This is a genomic window from Streptomyces sp. RLA123, from assembly GCF_056270165.1.
Genome location: NZ_JBWDOR010000003.1, coordinates 5,970,974 through 5,985,707 on the forward strand (window position 1 = coordinate 5,970,974; position 14,734 = coordinate 5,985,707).

Genomic DNA, 14,734 nt, shown 5'->3' on the forward strand with positions numbered 1-14,734 from the left:
TGCCGAAGCGGAGCACTGCCATGGCTGACACCACCGGATTTCCTCCCTGCCGTCGAACCGTCCTGAAGGGCGCGGCCGTCGCCGGGGTCGCGGGGCTAGGCCTCACAGCGTGCGGCGCGGGCTCCGAGGACGGCGCCGACTCCGCCGGGCCGACCAGCCCCGTGGAACTCGGTGCGGCCTCCGAGGTGCCCGTCGGCGGCGCGAAGCTCTACGGCGCCGCCAAAGTTGTCGTAGCCCAGCCCACCAAGGGCGTCTACAAGGCCTACAGCGCCGTGTGCACGCACCAGGGCTGCGTCTGCAACAAGCTGAGCGGCACGACCCTCTCCTGCCCCTGCCACGGCAGCGGTTTCAACGCCTCCACCGGCGCCGTCGAGAACGGCCCCGCCTCGCGGCCGCTGCCCTCCGTCGGCATCCGGGTCGAGGCGGGCAGGCTGGTGGCGGGTCCGTCGGCCTGAGGGCGACGGGAATGTCACCGCCAGTCAGTAGGGTGGGGGCATGGCCGACCCCTCCAGCTACCGCCCCCAGCCGGGACAGATCCCGGAGTCCCCAGGGGTGTACAAGTTCCGGGACCAGCACGGCCGGGTGATCTACGTCGGGAAGGCGAAGAGCCTGCGCCAGCGGCTCTCCTCGTACTTCCAGGACATCGCGAACCTGCACCAGCGCACCCGCACGATGGTCACCACCGCCGCCTCCGTGGAATGGACGGTGGTGACCACCGAGGTCGAGGCGCTGCAGCTGGAGTACTCCTGGATCAAGGAGTTCGACCCGCGCTTCAACGTCAAGTACCGGGACGACAAGAGCTATCCGTCGCTCGCCGTGACCATGAACGAGGAATTCCCCCGCGTCCAGGTCATGCGCGGTCCCAAGCGCAAGGGCGTGCGCTACTTCGGCCCGTACGCGCACGCCTGGGCGATCCGCGAGACCGTGGACCTGCTGCTGCGGGTCTTCCCCGTGCGCACCTGCTCCTCCGGGGTGTTCAAGCGCTCCGCGCAGATCGGCCGGCCCTGCCTGCTCGGTTACATCGGCAAGTGCTCCGCGCCCTGCGTCGGCCGGGTCACCCCCGAGGAGCACCGCCAACTCGCCGAGGACTTCTGCGACTTCATGGCGGGCCGCACCGGCACGTATCTGCGCCGCCTGGAGCAGCAGATGAAGGACGCCGCCGTCGCGATGGAGTACGAGAAGGCCGCCCGGCTGCGGGACGACATAGAGGCGCTCAGACGCGCCATGGAGAAGAACGCGGTCGTCCTGGCCGACGCGACGGACGCCGATCTGATCGCCGTCGCCGAGGACGAGCTGGAGGCCGCCGTCCAGATCTTCCACGTCCGCGACGGGCGGGTCCGCGGACAGCGCGGCTGGGTCACCGACCGGGTCGAGGAGATCGGCACCCCCGAGCTCGTCGAGCACGCCCTGCAGCAGCTGTACGGCGAGGAGCGGGGCGACTCGGTCCCCAAGGAGGTGCTGGTCCCCGCGCTGCCCGAGCCGTACGAGCCGGTCCAGCAGTGGCTCAGCGAGCGCCGCGGCTCCCAGGTCAGCCTGCGCGTGCCGCAGCGCGGCGACAAGAAGGACCTGATGGCCACGGTGCAGCGCAACGCCCTGCAGGGGCTCGCGCTGCACAAGACCCGGCGTGCCTCCGACCTGACCACCCGTTCCCGCGCCCTGGAGGAGATCGCCGAGGCGCTCGGCCTGGACACGGCGCCGCTGCGCATCGAGTGCTTCGACATCTCCCACCTCCAGGGGGACGACGTCGTCGCCTCGATGGTGGTCTTCGAGGACGGCCTGGCCCGCAAGAGCGAGTACCGGCGCTTCCAGATCAAGAGCTTCGCCGGGCAGGACGACGTCCGCGCCATGCACGAGGTGGTCTCCCGGCGCTTCCGCCGCTATGTGCTGGAGAAGCAGAAGACCGGCGAGTGGGTCGACGGGAACGGCGACGGCGCGGGCGCGGGCGCGGAGGACGGCGCCGGCCCCGAGGTCGCGGGCGGCCCCATCGACCCGGAGACCGGCAGGCCCCGCAAGTTCGCCTACCCGCCCCAGCTGGTCGTGGTCGACGGCGGGGCGCCGCAGGTCGCGGCGGCCCGGCGGGCCCTGGAGGAACTGGGCGTGGAGGAGGTCGCCGTCTGCGGTCTCGCGAAGCGGCTGGAGGAGGTCTGGCTGCCCGGTGAGGACGACCCGGTCATCCTGCCGCGCACCAGCGAGGGCCTCTACCTGCTGCAGCGCGTCCGTGACGAGGCGCACCGCTTCGCCATCGCCTACCAGCGCAGCAAGCGGTCCAAGTCGATGAAGGCCGGCGCCCTGGACTCCGTCCCGGGCCTGGGCGAGAGCCGGCGGCAGGCGCTGCTGAAGCACTTCGGCTCGCTCAAGCGGCTGCGCGCGGCGACCGTCGAGCAGATCTGCGAGGTGCCCGGTGTGGGCCGGCGCACCGCGGAGGCCGTGCTCGTGGCCCTGGCCGGGGCCACCCCGGCCGGGCCGGCCGTGAACACGGCCACAGGAGAGATCATTGAGGAAGAAGAGGGGACGGCCGGTCCGGTGACCGTCTCCGTGGAACGGGGGAAGGGATCATGAACGAGAACGACGGAGGCGGATCACAGGTGACGACGGGCGGAGCGGGAGAAGCCGCGGAGGCGATCCCCGAACTCGTGATCATCTCGGGCATGTCCGGCGCCGGCCGCAGCCACGCCGCCAAGTGCCTGGAGGACCTCGGCTGGTTCGTCGTGGACAACCTGCCGCCGGCCCTCATTCCCACCATGGTGGACCTCGGCGCCCGCTCCCAGGGCAACGTGGCCCGGATCGCCGTCGTCGTGGACGTCCGCGGCCGGCGTTTCTTCGACAACCTGCGCGACTCGCTGGCGGACCTGGACGCCAAGGGCGTCAAGCGCCGGGTGCTCTTCCTGGAGGCCTCCGACGACACGCTGGTGCGCCGCTTCGAGTCCGTCCGCCGTCCCCACCCGCTTCAGGGCGACGGACGGATCGTGGACGGCATCGCCAAGGAGCGCGAGCTGCTGAGCGAGCTGCGCGGCGACGCGGACCTGGTGATCGACACCTCCAGCCTCAACGTCCACGAACTGCGCGCCAAGATGGATGCCCAGTTCGCCGGCGAGGAGGAGCCGGAACTGCGGGCCACGGTCATGTCCTTCGGCTTCAAGTACGGGCTCCCCGTGGACGCCGACCTGGTCGCCGACTGCCGCTTCCTGCCCAACCCGCACTGGGTCCCCGAGCTGCGCCCCTTCACCGGGCTCAACGACGAGGTCGCCACCTACGTCTTCAACCAGCCGGGTGCCAAGGAGTTTTTGGACCGCTACGCGGAATTGCTGCACATCGTCAACGCGGGGTACCGGCGCGAGGGCAAGCGCTACGTGACAATCGCCGTCGGCTGCACCGGCGGAAAGCACCGGAGTGTGGCCATGTCCGAGCGGCTCGCCGCCCGGCTGTCCGCGGACGGAGTGGAGACGGTGGTCGTCCACCGGGACATGGGGCGCGAGTGAGGAAGACGACTCGGCGCTTGCGCCGGTCGGCACAACGCAGCGGCGCGGCGCCGAAGGTCGTGGCGCTCGGTGGCGGCCATGGACTGGCCGCCTCGCTGTCGGCGCTGCGCCGGATCACCCAGGACCTGACCGCCGTCGTCACCGTCGCCGACGACGGGGGCTCCAGCGGCCGCCTCCGGCAGGAGATGGGCGTTCTGCCCCCCGGTGACCTGCGCAAGGCGCTCGCGGCGCTCTGCGGTGACGACGACTGGGGCCGGACCTGGTCCAAGGTCGTCCAGCACCGCTTCTCCAGCCAGGGCGACCTGCACGGCCACGCGGTCGGCAATCTGCTGATCGTGGCGCTGTGGGAGCAGCTCGGAGACCCGGTCGCCGCCCTGGAGTGGGTGGGCCGGCTGCTCGGGGCGCACGGCAGGGTGCTGCCGATGTCGGGCGTGCCGCTGGAGCTCACGGCGACCGTGCGCGGGCACGACCCGGAGAAGCCGGACGACATCTCGACCGTGCACGGGCAGGCGACCGTCGCGCTCACCCCCGGTGAGGTGCAGGAGGTCCAGCTGGTGCCCAGCGACCCGCCGGCCGTTCCGGAGGCCGTGCAGTCCGTGCTGGACGCCGACTGGGTGGTGTTGGGACCCGGTTCCTGGTTCTCGTCCGTGATACCCCACCTCCTGGTGCCGGATCTGGTGTCCGCGCTGATGGAGACCCGGGCCCGGAAGGTGCTGGCGCTGAACCTCGCCCCGCAGCCAGGAGAGACCGAGGGCTTTTCTCCGCAGCGTCACTTGGAGGTTTTGGCCCGACACGCCCCTAAACTCACCATCGACGTGGTGCTGGCTGACGACGCCGCCGTACCCGACCGCGGAAGCCTGATAGAAGCAGCCGAGCGGTTGTCAGGAACGGTGGAGCTGGCCCGGGTCGCCGCGCCCGACGGGCCGCGGCACGACCCGGAGTTGCTGGCCGCCGCGTTCGACCGGATTTTTCGTATGCATGGAAGGATCGGCCCATGGCGATGACGCCAGCGGTGAAGGACGAGATCTCCCGGCTCCCCGTCACCCGGACCTGCTGCCGCAAGGCCGAGGTCTCGGCGATCCTCAGGTTCGCGGGGGGACTGCACCTGGTCAGCGGTCGCATCGTGATCGAGGCGGAGCTGGACACCGGGATCGCTGCCCGCAGGCTGCGCAAGGACATCCTGGAGATCTTCGGGCACTCCTCCGACCTCGTCGTCATGGCGCCCGGGGGGCTGCGCCGCGGCAGCCGGTTCGTGGTGCGGGTGGTCGCGGGCGGCGACCAGCTGGCCCGGCAGACCGGGCTCGTCGACGGCCGGGGCCGCCCCATCCGCGGGCTGCCCCCGCAGGTGGTCTCGGGTGCGACGTGCGACGCCGAGGCGGCCTGGAGAGGGGCCTTCCTGGCCCACGGCTCGCTCACCGAGCCGGGCCGCTCCTCCTCCCTGGAGGTCACCTGCCCCGGTCCCGAGGCGGCCCTCGCGCTGGTCGGCGCCGCGCGCCGGCTGCAGATCGGCGCGAAGGCCCGCGAGGTACGCAACGTCGATCGTGTGGTCGTCCGTGACGGTGACGCCATCGGCGCGCTGTTGACGCGGCTGGGCGCCCACGAGTCCGTGCTCGCCTGGGAGGAGCGCCGCATGCGGCGCGAGGTCCGCGCCACGGCCAACCGGCTCGCCAACTTCGACGACGCGAACCTGCGCCGCTCCGCCCGCGCGGCGGTCGCGGCGGGTGCCCGTGTCCAGCGCGCGCTGGAGATCCTCGGCGAAGAGGTGCCCGAGCACCTCGCGGCGGCCGGCCGGCTGCGCATGGACCACAAGCAGGCGTCGCTGGAGGAGCTCGGCTCGCTGGCGGAGCCGCCGCTCACCAAGGACGCGGTCGCGGGCCGCATCCGGCGGCTGCTGGCGATGGCCGACAAGCGCGCGTCGGACGTCGGCATCCCCGGCACGGAGTCCAACCTGACCGAGGAGATGGTCGGCTGAGACCGGCCGTGCGGAGGGCGTCGGCCACGCCGGGCCCGGTTACCCGTCCGTAGGGCGGGCACCGGCGGTGCCGATGTCACCGCTGGGTTCCCGCCGGGGTAGGGTCGTCCTTGGTCGGGGACATCCCATACGTCGCAGCCGGAGCGAAATGGCATCCGGCACATCAGCGAGGAGATCGGTTCGTGACGATCCGCGTAGGCATCAACGGCTTTGGTCGCATCGGTCGTAACTTCTTCCGTGCCGCCCTGGAGCAGGGTGCGGACATCGAGATCGTGGCTGTCAACGACCTGGGCGACACCGCCACCACGGCACACCTGCTCAAGTACGACACGATCCTGGGCCGCCTGAAGGCCGAGGTCACCCACACCACCGACTCCATCACGGTGAACGGCCAGACCATCAAGGTGCTGTCGGAGCGCAACCCCTCCGACATCCCGTGGGGCGAGCTGGGCGTCGACATCGTGATCGAGTCCACCGGCATCTTCACCAAGGCCGCGGACGCCAAGAAGCACATCGAGGGTGGTGCCAAGAAGGTCATCATCTCGGCGCCGGCGTCCGACGAGGACATCACGATCGTGATGGGCGTCAACAACGACAAGTACGACGCCGCGAAGCACAACATCATCTCCAACGCCTCCTGCACCACCAACTGTGTGGCGCCGATGGCGAAGGTCCTGGACGAGAACTTCGGCATCGTCAAGGGCATGATGACCACGGTGCACGCGTACACGAACGACCAGCGCATCCTTGACTTCCCGCACAAGGACCTGCGTCGCGCCCGTGCCGCCGCCGAGAACATCATCCCGACCTCGACCGGTGCCGCGAAGGCCACCGCCCTGGTCCTCCCGCAGCTCAAGGGCAAGCTGGACGGCATCGCCATGCGCGTCCCGGTCCCGACCGGCTCCGTGACCGACCTGGTCATCGAGCTCGAGCGCGAGGTCACCAAGGACGAGGTCAACGCCGCCTTCCAGAAGGCGGCCGAGGGCCAGCTCAAGGGCATCCTGGATTACACCGAGGACCCGATCGTGTCCTCGGACATCGTCAACTGGCCGGCCTCCTGCACCTTCGACTCCTCCCTGACGATGGCTCAGGGCAAGCAGGTCAAGGTCATCGGCTGGTACGACAACGAGTGGGGCTACTCCAACCGCCTCGTCGACCTGACCGTGTTCGTCGGCGGCCAGCTCTGACAAGGGCTCCCCAGCCCGCCATGCGATGAGGACAGGGTCCGAACGACGCAGTGTCGTCCGGGCCCTGTCCCATGACCTTTCCACGACTGCCCCATGACGCGAGCGCCGTGCCGCCACGCCGTCAGGGCCGAGGCAGGAGAGTCCTCACCATGAAGACGATCGACGAACTCATCGACGAGGGGGTCGGCGGCAAGCGCGTTTTCGTCCGCGCCGACCTCAATGTGCCGCTGTCCGGCGACACGATCACCGACGACGGACGCATCCGCGCCGTCGTTCCGACCATCACCAAGCTGGTCGAGGCCGGCGCCAAGGTGATCGTCGCCTCACACCTGGGCCGCCCCAAGGGCGCGCCCGACCCGCAGTTCTCGCTGGCGCCGGTCGCCGGCCGGCTCGGTGAACTCCTCGGTGCGAAGGTCGCCTTCGCGACCGACACCGTGGGGGAGAACGCCCACGACGTGGTCGGCGCCCTCGCCGACGGCGGCGTCGCGCTGCTGGAGAACCTGCGCTTCAACCCGGGCGAGACCAGCAAGGACGACGCCGAGCGCGGTGTCTTCGCGGACGAGCTGGCCGCCCTCGCGGAGCTCTACGTCGGCGACGGCTTCGGCGCCGTGCACCGCAAGCACGCCTCCGTCTACGACCTCCCGGCCCGGCTGCCGCACGCCGCGGGCCTGCTGATCGCCACCGAGGTCGGCGTGCTGAAGAAGCTCACCGAGGAAGTGGCCCGCCCGTACGCGGTGGTGCTCGGCGGTGCCAAGGTCTCCGACAAGCTGGGTGTCATCGACCACCTGCTGGAGCGCGCCGACCGCATCCTGATCGGCGGCGGCATGCTCTTCACGTTCCTCAAGGCCCAGGGCCACGAGGTCGGCAAGAGCCTGGTGCAGGAGGACCAGCTCCAGACCGTCGCGGAGTACCTGGAGCGCGCGAAGGCCAAGGGCGTGGAGTTCGTGCTGCCCCTGGACATCGTCGGCGCGCCGTCCTTCCCGGACCTGAAGAACCCGGTCGCAGGCAACCCCGTGACCGTGACCGTCGACGCCTTCCCCGGCGACCTGATGGGCCTGGACATCGGTCCGGAGACCCGCAAGCTCTTCGCCGCGAAGCTCGCCGACACGGCGACCGTCTTCTGGAACGGGCCCATGGGCGTCTTCGAGCACCCCGACTACGCCGAGGGCACCCGCGCGGTCGCCCAGGCGCTGGTCGACAGCCCGGCGTTCAGCGTCGTCGGCGGCGGCGACTCCGCCGCGGCCGTGCGCATCCTGGGCTTCGACGAGAACGCTTTCGGCCACATTTCGACCGGTGGCGGCGCGAGCCTCGAGTACCTCGAGGGCAAGACGCTCCCCGGCCTCGCCGCACTGGAGGACTGACCGATGACCCCGCGCACGCCGATCATGGCGGGCAACTGGAAGATGAACCTCAACCACCTCGAGGCCATCGCCCACGTCCAGAAGCTCGCTTTCGCGCTCAACGAGAAGGACTACGACGCCGTCGAGGCCGTCGTCCTGCCCCCCTACACCGACCTGCGGTCCGTGCAGACCCTGATCGACGGGGACAAGCTCAAGATCAAGTACGGTGCGCAGGACCTCTCCGCGCACGAGTCCGGCGCGTACACCGGTGAGATCTCCGGCTCGATGCTGGCCAAGCTGAAGTGCTCGTACGTGGTCATCGGCCACTCCGAGCGCCGTCAGTACCACGGCGAGAACGAGGAGATCGTCAACGCCAAGGTCAAGGCCGCCTTCCGCCACGAGCTGACCCCGATCGTGTGCGTCGGCGAGGGCCTGGACGTCCGCAAGGCCGGCAACCAGGTGGCCTTCACCCTCGCCCAGCTCGACGGCGCCCTGAAGGACATCCCGGCCGAACAGGCGAAGACCCTGGTCATCGCCTACGAACCGGTGTGGGCCATCGGCACCGGCGAGGTCGCCACCCCCGAGGACGCCCAGGAGGTCTGCGGGGCGATCCGCGGCCGGCTGGCCGAGCTGTACGACCAGGAGCTGGCCGACGAGGTCCGCATCCAGTACGGCGGCTCCGTGAAGAGCGGCAACGTCGCGGCGATCATGGCGCAGCCCGACGTGGACGGCGCCCTGGTGGGCGGCGCGGCGCTCGACGCGGAGGAGTTCGTCAAGATCGTCCGCTTCCGCGACCAGTAACGCGATCACGCGTTCCCACGGGCAGTAGGCTGTCGGGCCCTGCCCGAAGTACTCTGTCGGGGGCCGGAGGGCTGCATGTCAGCCGACCGGCCCCCGCCTCGTCCTAGGTCACCGAGAGAGTTGGTCCAGCTGTGGTCATCGGGTTCTCCATCGCCCTCATCATCTTCAGCCTGCTGCTGTTGCTGCTCGTGCTGATGCACAAGGGCAAGGGTGGCGGTCTGTCCGACATGTTCGGCGGCGGCATGCAGTCGTCCGTCGGCGGTTCCTCGGTGGCCGAGCGCAACCTCGACCGGATCACCGTCGTGATCGGTCTGCTGTGGTTTGCGTGCATTGTCGTCCTCGGTCTTCTGCTCAAGTTCCAGAAGTGACCGACTCCCGCGTATCCGGGGAGAACTGACGCCTTGTCGCCGACGCGACTTATCATGGAAGCGCGTCTTGGGATACGGTGCCCTCTCCCCGCCGCGGCGGGGTGAACCGGTCTCCGTAAACTGGGCGACCTCGCAGCACGATCACGCAGGGAGTTACGACCGTGGCAAGTGGCAACGCGATCCGTGGCAGTCGGGTCGGGGCGGGGCCGATGGGAGAGGCCGAGCGGGGCGAGTCCGCGCCGCGTCTGCGCATCTCCTTCTGGTGCTCCAACGGGCACGAGACCCAGCCGAGTTTCGCGAGCGACGCGCAGATCCCCGACACCTGGGACTGCCCGCGCTGCGGCTTCCCGGCCGGGCAGGACGAGGAGAACCCGCCGGCGCCGCCGCGCACCGAACCGTACAAGACGCACCTCGCGTATGTGCGGGAGCGCCGCAGCGCGGCCGACGGCGAGGCGATCCTCGCCGAGGCGCTCGCCAAGCTCCGGGGCGAGATCTGAGCGGTTCCCGCCGCACGTCCGGCAGGACATTCACCACGGGCCCGGCCCGCGAGCAGGAGATCCTCCTTTCGCGGTCCGGGCCGTCGCGTTCGGTCGACACTGGGTAACGGGAACGTATACTCGCGGTTGTGGCTCTGGTGATCGGCATCGATGCGGGCGGAACGCGGACCCGGGCGTATCTCGCCGACGCGGCTCCCGAGGGGCGGGTTCTCGGCGAGGGCGAGGGTGGACCCGGTAACGCGATGAGCGTCGAACGGGTGGTGCTCACGCAGCACCTCGCGGACGCGCTCAGGGGCGCGGTCCCGGACGACCGCAAGGGCGAGGTCACGGCCGTCGTCGGCGGCTTCGCCGGAGCCGCCCTGGACACCGGTCCCGAGGTCGGGCGGCGGCTCGCCGCCTCCTGTCTGCGGGCCGCGCTGGACAGTACGGGGATCGGCGCCGTGAACGTGACCGTATGCGGCGACATCGAGGTCGCCTTCGCCTCCGCCCCTGGTGTTCCCGCCGACGGCCTGGCGCTGGTCGCGGGCACCGGCGCGGTCGCCGCCCGGATCGAGAAGCGCCGCCAGAGTCTTCTGGCGGACGGCAACGGCTGGCTCATCGGCGACGAGGGCAGCGGGTTCTGGCTCGGTCGCGAGGTGATGCGCGCCGCGGTGCGCGCCCTGGACGGCCGGGGCCCCTGGACGACGCTCGTCGAGGCCGTCCTCTGCCACTACCTGGACTCCCCGGGCGGCCCGTACCTGGCCCAGGAGCGCCCCAGCGACCACGAGTGCCACGTGCTGCGCAACCGCTTGGTGCCCCATGTCTACGCGGAACCGCCCGTCCGTCTGGCCCGGCTGAGCCCCTTGGTCGTCGCCGCCGACCGGGACGGCGACGAGGTGGCCGGCAGCCTGCTGGACGACGCCGCCGACGAACTCGCGGCGACCGTCGCCGCCCTCGACCCGCAGGCGGGCGAGCCGCTGGTCGTCACCGGCGGTCTGCTGGGCCCCTCGGGACCGCTGCTGGGACGCGTCTCGGCCCGCGCGGAGGAGATGGAGCTGCACGTCCTGCCGGTGCAGGACGGCGGCGCGGGCGCTCTGGCGCTGGCCCGCATGCAGATGCAGGGGGATTGACGTGGACTAGACCTCTCGTCCATCGTTGCCGTGGACATCCACTGGATCACCGGACTCAGGGGGAACCGGCCATGGCCGACGACGTGACGACGAGTGCTGCCCGATTCGCCGAGGAGGCCCGTGCCGCCATCGACCGGGTGGTCGAGGCGAACCAGGACTCCGTGGCGGCGGCGGCCCGGCTGATCGCCGACTGCGTGGCCGCGGACGGCATCCTCCAGGCTTTCGGCACCGGGCACTCGCAGGCCACCGCGCTGGAGATCGCGGGCCGGGCCGGAGGACTGATCCCCACCAACCGCATCGCGCTCAACGACCTCGTCCTGCGCGGCGGCGACGACCGCTCGGTGCTCACCGACCCCTTGCTGGAGCGCTCCCCGGGCCTGGCCAAGCGGCTGTACGAGTTGACCGCGCCCCGGCCGGGCGACCTGTTCGTGATCATCTCCAACTCCGGGGTCAACAACTCGATCGTGGACATGGCCCTGCACGTCAAGGCCGAGGGCCACCCCCTGATCGCGCTCACCTCGCTGGAGCACACCCGTGCCGTGCCCGCGCTGCACCCCAGTGGCAAGCGGCTGGCCGACCTCGCCGACGCGGTCCTCGACAACGGCGCCCCCTTCGGCGACGCGCTGCTGCCGCTGCCCGGCGGCGGGGCGCTGTGCGGGGTCTCCACGATCACCTCGGCGATGCTCGTCCAGATGACGGTGGCCGAGGCGGTCGGCCTGCTCACCGCGGAGGGCTTCGAGGCGCCGGTGTACGTCTCGGCGAACGTGCCGGGCGGCTTCGAGCGCAACCTCGTCCTGGAGGAGCACTACGGCGAGCGACTGCACCGCGCGGGCGCCTGAACCGCCTGCCCGCTTGCCTCTCTGCCGCTCTGACCTGCGCGGACGACGCATTGTCAGTGGGTCCCACTACGGTCTGTGACAGCTGATCGTAGACCGGTGGGGGATCCATGAGTGCCGTGAATGTGCGCGCGGGGGAGCACAAACCCGCCTGGAGGGGCGGGTTCGGGCGGCTGTGGGCGGCCGCGGCCGTCTCCCGCTTCGGCGACGGGCTGCGCGGCGCGGCCCTGCCACTGCTCGCGGTGGGGCTCACCGACTCTCCGCTGCTGGTCTCCCTTGTCACGGCCGCCGGGTTCCTGCCCTGGCTGCTCTTCGGCCTGCTGGGCGGTGCCGTCGCCGACCGCGTGGACCAGCGGCGGGCCATGTGGGCGGTGGACGCGGTGCGCGGTGCGCTCGTGGCGGTCTTCGCGGTGGCCGTCGGGCTGGGCGCGGCGAGCATCGGGCTGCTGCTCGTCCTGGCCTTCGCGCTGACCACTCTGCAGACGCTCTTCGACAACGCCGCGACCGCCCTGCTGCCTTCCGTCGTCCCTGGGGAGAACCTGGGGCGCGCGAACGCCCGGCTGATGACCGGCCAGACCATTGCGGGCACCTTCCTCGGCGCCCCGCTGGTGCCGGCGCTTCTCGGCCTTGCCGCCGCTGTGCCGTTCGCCGTGGACGCCGTGACCTATGCCGCCGCCGCGGTGCTGGTCGCCTCGCTGCGCCGGCCCGCACCCGTCCAACCGTCGCGCGCCGCGGGCCGCACCGTACGGCAGGACATCGCGGAGGGGATACGCGTCCTGCGGCGGGACCGGGTCCTGCGGGCGCTGTGCGTGGCCAACACCATCGCCAACACCGGCGTCGGCGCTGTCATCGCCACCCTTGTGTTCCAGGTGACCGGCCGGCTGCACGCCGGGCACGCCGGCTATGCCGCGGTCCTCGTCGCGTACGGCGCGGGCAGCGTGGCCGGGGGAGCGGTCGCCGGGCGCTGGTCCGCACTGTTCGGCGGGCGCGGCCGGGCGCTGATACCGGGGCTCGCCGTCCAGGCCGGCTGCCTTGTCGTACTCGGTGCGGTGCGCTCCCTCCCGGTCGCCGTCACCGTCATGGCCGTGTTCGGCGCATTCGGCATGATCTGGAACGTCAACGAGACGACGCTGGTCCAGCGGCGGACCCCCGACGCCCTGCTGGGCCGGGTGAGCGCCGCCATGCGCACCCTGGCCGTGGCCGGGGCGCCGCTGGGGGCGCTGATGGGCGGCGCCGCCGCCGGGGCCTGGGGTCCGGGCACCCCGTCGCTGCTGGCCGCTGTGCTGTTCGTGTGCGCGTTGGCCGCGTTGACACCAGTCGTCACCACGCCAGACACCGGGGGTGAATCTCCTGCGCGGCCGGGATCAACTAGTTTGGACCTGCAGCATGGAGGACGAGGAGAAGTGGACTGATGTCCGGAACCAACACGCAGGGCCGTACCCGTCTCGATCAGCGACCGGAGTGGCAGGCGCTCGCCAGGCACCGTGAGGAGCTGGGCTCGGCCCACCTGCGGGAGCTGTTCGCCGCCGACCCCGACCGCGCCGAGCGCTACACCCTCCAGGTGGGCGACCTCCATCTGGACTACTCCAAGAACCTGGTGACCGACGAGACGCTGAGCCTGCTGCGCGAACTGGCCGCCGCCGCCGGCGTCGCCGAGCTGCGGGACGCGATGTTCCGCGGTGAGCGCATCAACGTCACCGAGAACCGCGCGGTGCTCCACACGGCGCTGCGGGCTCCGAAGTCGTCAGACGTGGAGGTCGACGGGGAGAACGTCATCCCGGCCGTCCACCATGTGCTCGCGAAGATGGCGCACTTCGCCAACGCCGTGCGCTCCGGCAAGTGGGTCGGGTCGACCGGACGCCGCATCAAGAACGTGGTGAACATCGGCATCGGCGGTTCCGACCTCGGCCCCGCGATGGCGTACGAGGCCCTGCGGGCCTACAGCGACCGCTCGCTGACCTTCCGTTTCGTCTCCAATGTGGACGGCTCGGACCTGCACGAGGCCGTGCGTGACCTGGACCCGGCGGATACGCTGTTCATCGTCGCGTCCAAGACGTTCACCACCATCGAGACCATCACCAACGCCACCTCCGCGCGCGAGTGGCTGCTGGACGGCCTCGGCAAGGCGGGCACTCAGGCGGATGCCGAGGACTCGCCGGTCCGGTTCCACTTCGTGGCGCTGTCCACAAACGCCGACGAGGTCTCCAAGTTCGGCATCGACACGGCCAACATGTTCGAGTTCTGGGACTGGGTCGGCGGCCGCTACTCGTACGACTCCGCCATCGGCCTGTCGCTGATGATCGCTATCGGCCCGGACCACTTCCGGGAGATGCTGGCCGGCTTCCACCTGGTCGACGAGCACTTCCGCACGGCCCCGCCGGAGCAGAACGTCCCGATGATGCTGGGCCTGCTCGGCGTCTGGTACGGCCAGTTCTTCGACGCCCAGTCGCACGCGGTGCTGCCGTACAGCCTCTACCTGTCGAAGTTCCCGGCGTACCTGCAGCAGCTCGACATGGAGTCCAACGGCAAGTCCGTGGACCGGGACGGAAACCCCGTCACCTGGCAGACCGGCCCGGTCGTCTGGGGCACGCCCGGCACCAACGGCCAGCACGCCTACTACCAGTTGCTGCACCAGGGCACGAAGTTCATCCCCGCGGACTTCATCGGCTTCGCCCGGCCCCTCGGTGAGCTCGAACCGCGGCTGGCCGACCAGCACGACCTGCTGATGGCGAACTTCTTCGCCCAGACCCAGGCGCTGGCCTTCGGCAAGACCAGCGACGAGGTCCGCGCCGAGGGGGTGGCCGAGGAGCAGGTGCCGCACCGCACGTTCCGCGGCAACCACCCGACCACCACGATCCTGGCGACCGAACTGACCCCCTCGGTGCTCGGCCAGCTCGTGGCGCTGTACGAGCAGAAGGTCTTCGTCCAGGGCGCGATCTGGAACATCGACTCCTTCGACCAGTGGGGTGTCGAACTCGGCAAGGTTCTGGCCAGGCGCCTGGAGCCCGCCCTGACCGAGGGCGCGGACGTCCCGGGCCTCGATGCGTCCACCAAGGGCCTGGTCGCCGACTACCGCGCGCTGCGCGGCCGCTGAGACACCAAGAACGCCGGGCGGGCTCCTCGTTGGAGGGAGCCCGCCCGGCGT

General features: G+C 70.8%; 14 protein-coding genes. All 14 read left to right on the forward strand.

The window, feature by feature from the left end; translation table 11 throughout:
* The first annotated feature begins 20 nt into the window (after window positions 1–20).
* The 14 genes from RV983_RS27225 (at window position 21) to pgi (ending at window position 14,683) form a co-directional block, all read left to right on the forward strand.
* Window positions 21–455: a Rieske (2Fe-2S) protein gene (locus tag RV983_RS27225; protein WP_475988357.1), complete on the forward strand. Its 435-nt coding sequence runs from the start codon at window positions 21–23 to the stop codon at window positions 453–455.
* A gap of 40 nt (window positions 456–495) precedes the next feature.
* Entirely contained in the window at window positions 496–2,559 is a 2,064-nt protein-coding gene (gene uvrC, locus RV983_RS27230) for an excinuclease ABC subunit UvrC (protein WP_475988358.1), read from the forward strand.
* On the forward strand, window positions 2,556–3,479 hold the full coding sequence (rapZ, locus tag RV983_RS27235; RefSeq protein WP_389251113.1) for an RNase adapter RapZ: 924 nt from the start codon (window positions 2,556–2,558) through the stop codon (window positions 3,477–3,479). The genes uvrC and rapZ overlap by 4 nt, the downstream gene beginning before the upstream one ends.
* Window positions 3,476–4,483 carry a gluconeogenesis factor YvcK family protein gene (locus RV983_RS27240; RefSeq protein ID WP_475988359.1) on the forward strand — a complete coding sequence of 336 codons (1,008 nt, stop codon included), beginning with the start codon at window positions 3,476–3,478 and terminating at the stop codon, window positions 4,481–4,483. Before rapZ ends, RV983_RS27240 begins: the two co-directional genes overlap by 4 nt.
* A complete protein-coding gene (gene whiA, locus RV983_RS27245) occupies window positions 4,474–5,451 on the forward strand; it encodes a DNA-binding protein WhiA (protein WP_475988360.1) in 978 nt (325 codons plus the stop codon). The genes RV983_RS27240 and whiA overlap by 10 nt, the downstream gene beginning before the upstream one ends.
* A 182-nt stretch (window positions 5,452–5,633) precedes the next feature.
* The gene (gap, locus tag RV983_RS27250) at window positions 5,634–6,638 is read left to right on the forward strand and encodes a type I glyceraldehyde-3-phosphate dehydrogenase (protein WP_475988361.1); all 1,005 of its coding nucleotides are present in this window, start codon (window positions 5,634–5,636) and stop codon (window positions 6,636–6,638) included.
* A gap of 149 nt (window positions 6,639–6,787) precedes the next feature.
* Window positions 6,788–7,999 (forward strand): phosphoglycerate kinase, encoded by a 1,212-nt coding sequence (locus tag RV983_RS27255; RefSeq protein WP_475988362.1) that lies wholly within the window; start codon window positions 6,788–6,790, stop codon window positions 7,997–7,999.
* 3 nt (window positions 8,000–8,002) lie between these two features.
* Window positions 8,003–8,779: a triose-phosphate isomerase gene (gene tpiA, locus RV983_RS27260; protein ID WP_475988363.1), complete on the forward strand. Its 777-nt coding sequence runs from the start codon at window positions 8,003–8,005 to the stop codon at window positions 8,777–8,779.
* 131 nt (window positions 8,780–8,910) lie between these two features.
* Window positions 8,911–9,147, forward strand: coding sequence for a preprotein translocase subunit SecG (secG, locus tag RV983_RS27265; protein ID WP_475988364.1), 237 nt, complete (start codon window positions 8,911–8,913; stop codon window positions 9,145–9,147).
* Between the two features lie 161 nt (window positions 9,148–9,308).
* Complete coding sequence (locus RV983_RS27270) at window positions 9,309–9,644, forward strand: RNA polymerase-binding protein RbpA (protein ID WP_078862516.1); 336 nt, start codon at window positions 9,309–9,311, stop codon at window positions 9,642–9,644.
* 128 nt (window positions 9,645–9,772) lie between these two features.
* A complete protein-coding gene (locus tag RV983_RS27275; RefSeq protein ID WP_475988365.1) occupies window positions 9,773–10,753 on the forward strand; it encodes an N-acetylglucosamine kinase in 981 nt (326 codons plus the stop codon).
* Between the two features lie 71 nt (window positions 10,754–10,824).
* Window positions 10,825–11,592, forward strand: coding sequence for a sugar isomerase domain-containing protein (locus RV983_RS27280; protein WP_475988366.1), 768 nt, complete (start codon window positions 10,825–10,827; stop codon window positions 11,590–11,592).
* 107 nt (window positions 11,593–11,699) lie between these two features.
* Complete coding sequence (locus tag RV983_RS27285) at window positions 11,700–13,001, forward strand: MFS transporter (RefSeq protein WP_475988367.1); 1,302 nt, start codon at window positions 11,700–11,702, stop codon at window positions 12,999–13,001.
* The gene (gene pgi / locus RV983_RS27290) at window positions 13,001–14,683 is read left to right on the forward strand and encodes a glucose-6-phosphate isomerase (protein WP_475988368.1); all 1,683 of its coding nucleotides are present in this window, start codon (window positions 13,001–13,003) and stop codon (window positions 14,681–14,683) included. Before RV983_RS27285 ends, pgi begins: the two co-directional genes overlap by 1 nt.
* Window positions 14,684–14,734: the final 51 nt, after the last annotated feature.

Coding starts and splice junctions, on each gene's coding strand:
- RV983_RS27225 (WP_475988357.1), top strand. CDS start 21: ATGGCTGACACCACCGGATTTCCTCCCTGCCGTCGAACCGTCCTGAAG.
- uvrC (WP_475988358.1), top strand. CDS start 496: ATGGCCGACCCCTCCAGCTACCGCCCCCAGCCGGGACAGATCCCGGAG.
- rapZ (WP_389251113.1), top strand. CDS start 2,556: ATGAACGAGAACGACGGAGGCGGATCACAGGTGACGACGGGCGGAGCG.
- whiA (WP_475988360.1), top strand. CDS start 4,474: ATGGCGATGACGCCAGCGGTGAAGGACGAGATCTCCCGGCTCCCCGTC.
- RV983_RS27255 (WP_475988362.1), top strand. CDS start 6,788: ATGAAGACGATCGACGAACTCATCGACGAGGGGGTCGGCGGCAAGCGC.
- tpiA (WP_475988363.1), top strand. CDS start 8,003: ATGACCCCGCGCACGCCGATCATGGCGGGCAACTGGAAGATGAACCTC.
- RV983_RS27280 (WP_475988366.1), top strand. CDS start 10,825: ATGGCCGACGACGTGACGACGAGTGCTGCCCGATTCGCCGAGGAGGCC.
- RV983_RS27285 (WP_475988367.1), top strand. CDS start 11,700: ATGAGTGCCGTGAATGTGCGCGCGGGGGAGCACAAACCCGCCTGGAGG.
- pgi (WP_475988368.1), top strand. CDS start 13,001: ATGTCCGGAACCAACACGCAGGGCCGTACCCGTCTCGATCAGCGACCG.